Source organism: Jatrophihabitans sp. (assembly GCF_036389215.1).
Taxonomy (GTDB): Bacteria; Actinomycetota; Actinomycetes; order Mycobacteriales; family Jatrophihabitantaceae; genus Jatrophihabitans_A.
This window is the reverse complement of record NZ_DASVQG010000229.1, coordinates 1-2,059: the sequence shown is the minus strand read 5'-3', so window position 1 is coordinate 2,059 and position 2,059 is coordinate 1. Positions and strand designations below refer to the sequence as shown.

Genomic DNA, 2,059 nt, shown 5'->3' with positions numbered 1-2,059 from the left:
GATCTCGGAGATCCAGGTCGAGGTGCTGTGCTGGTGTGGCTTGCCCGGCAAGCACAACGCCCGGGTGGTCGCCGGCCGGATCACCCACGAGGGCGACACGGTCCTGGTGGCTGACACCGTCGCCTCCGACGGGCATGAGGTCAGGTACCAGGTGCTCTGCCGGGCCCATTACCGCCGGGGCGAGCTGGGTGCCTCAGCACTGGCCGAGCAGCTGACGCTGGACTGATCGCCGAGCCGCCGGGGGAGACATGGGTCTCACCGGTGGCGTCTGATTCTCGCTGGATTCGGGCCAAACCCGGAGGAGACCGCCTGCACCCCCTCGATTACACGGAGTAATATCGCTAGGCTTTCGGGAATCATCTGCCGGGACTGTTCGTTGCAAACTCGGTACCCAAGCTGGGTGAGGAGTGATCACAAAAAATGGCCGATCGTGTACTCCGGGGCAGCCGCCTCGGCGCTATCAGTTATGAAACCGAATACGCCGCCGAACCGGCGCCGCGTCAGCTCATCAGATTCAGGTGCGAACGGGATCACGAGTTCAGCGTGCCCTTCGCCCACGATGCCGAACTGCCCTCGACCTGGGAATGCCGGTTGGACGGCACCAGCGCCAAGGCCGTGGACCTGCCGGAGCCGGAGCCCAAGAAGGTCAAGGCTCCGCGTACTCATTGGGACATGCTGATCGAGCGGCGCACCATCGCCGATCTCGAAGAGGTGCTCGCAGAGCGCCTGGACGTGCTGCGCGCCCGCCGCGGCGGCCCGGGGGCCAAGTCTCCCAAGACCGCCTGACTCGCGGCAGCCGCCGCCGGCAGGCGGCGGCTGAACACCGATTCACCGGACCGGCCCCGACTGCTACAACGGGGCCGGTTCGCTTTTGCTTACCGGGTTCATCCTTCCGGGCTTGCGGTTTCAGGCTTACCGCTCCGGGCTAGCGCTTCCGGCTTGCCGTTTTCACGTTCACCGCTTCCGGGCTTACCGCTTTCAGGCTTACCGCTTCCCCGCTTACCGCCTTTTTCACGATTAGTGGGTTCAGGGTTAGCGGTTCAGGGTTTTAGCGGCTTTCGGGTTCGGGATTCACCGCGTTCGGGATTCACCGGCTTCCGCGGCTCAGCAATCCCCGAAGCTGGGCGGCCCGGTGCGCCCCCCCCCACTCGGTCACCCGCAGCAGGGCCTCCCGAACGATGTCTCCGCTCATCTTCGACTCGCCGCGTTCCCGCTCGGCGAAGGTGATCGGGACCTCGGTGACCCGGAAGCCGGCCTGCACCGCGCGCCAGGCGAGGTCCACCTGGAAGCAGTAGCCCTCGGAGGAGATCGCGGACAGGTCGATCGCCTCCAGCACCGACCGCCGGTAGGCCCGGTAACCGCCGGTGGCATCGTGCAACTCGATCCCGAGCGCCATCCGGGTATAGAGGTTGCCACCCCGGGACAGCAGCTCCCGCGACCTTGGCCAGTTCAGCACCTGGCCGCCGGGCACCCACCGCGAGCCCAGCACCAGATCCGAGTGCGCCAGGGCGGCCAGCAGCCGGGGCAGCTGCTCCGGAGCGTGTGAGCCGTCGGCGTCCATCTCGACCAGGATCTGGTAGCCGGCGGTCAGGCCGACCTGGAAGCCCGCCACGTAGGCAGCGCCCAGGCCCGCCTTCTGGTCACGGTGCAGCACCTGAACCTGGCTGTCGTCGGCGGCGATCTTGTCGGCGATCTCGCCGGTGCCGTCCGGGCTGCCGTCGTCGACCACCAGGATGTCGACCTCGGGAACCGCCGAGCGGACCCGCTCCACGATCAGCGGCAGGTTCTCGCGCTCGTTATAGGTCGGGATGATCACCAGCGTCCGAAGCTGCTCCCCCGCTCCTGCTGCCGACCTGCTCTGGGCCTCGGTCACCGGTACCCCTCCCCTGTCTCGCCGACCGCGCTGTCGGTTGGCTCTCGGTGCGCTCAGTACGCCTAGCACGCCTGGTGCGTGCCGCGGTGTCACGGCCGGACGTGCTGGTGCTGCCTCGCCGGCCGGACGGCGGCGGGTTGCCGCGGGCCAGCCGCGCGATCCGCCGATCGAGCCAGCCGCCGACCC

At 68.1% G+C, this 2,059-nt stretch carries 2 protein-coding genes and 1 pseudogene; 2 read left to right on the top strand and 1 reads right to left on the bottom strand.

The genetic code is table 11. The features are described from left to right. Window positions 1-226: pseudogene (locus VF542_RS12730) on the top strand (thymidine kinase); the annotation flags it as partial. Window positions 227-420: 194 nt separating this feature from the next. After that, entirely contained in the window at window positions 421-786 is a 366-nt protein-coding gene (locus VF542_RS12725) for an RNA polymerase-binding protein RbpA (protein WP_408652078.1), read from the top strand. Between the two features lie 301 nt (window positions 787-1,087). On the opposite strand, the gene VF542_RS12720 is transcribed toward VF542_RS12725, so the two are convergent. Continuing rightward, window positions 1,088-1,873, bottom strand: coding sequence for a polyprenol monophosphomannose synthase (locus tag VF542_RS12720; RefSeq protein ID WP_408652077.1), 786 nt, complete (start codon window positions 1,871-1,873; stop codon window positions 1,088-1,090). Window positions 1,874-2,059 lie beyond the last annotated feature (186 nt).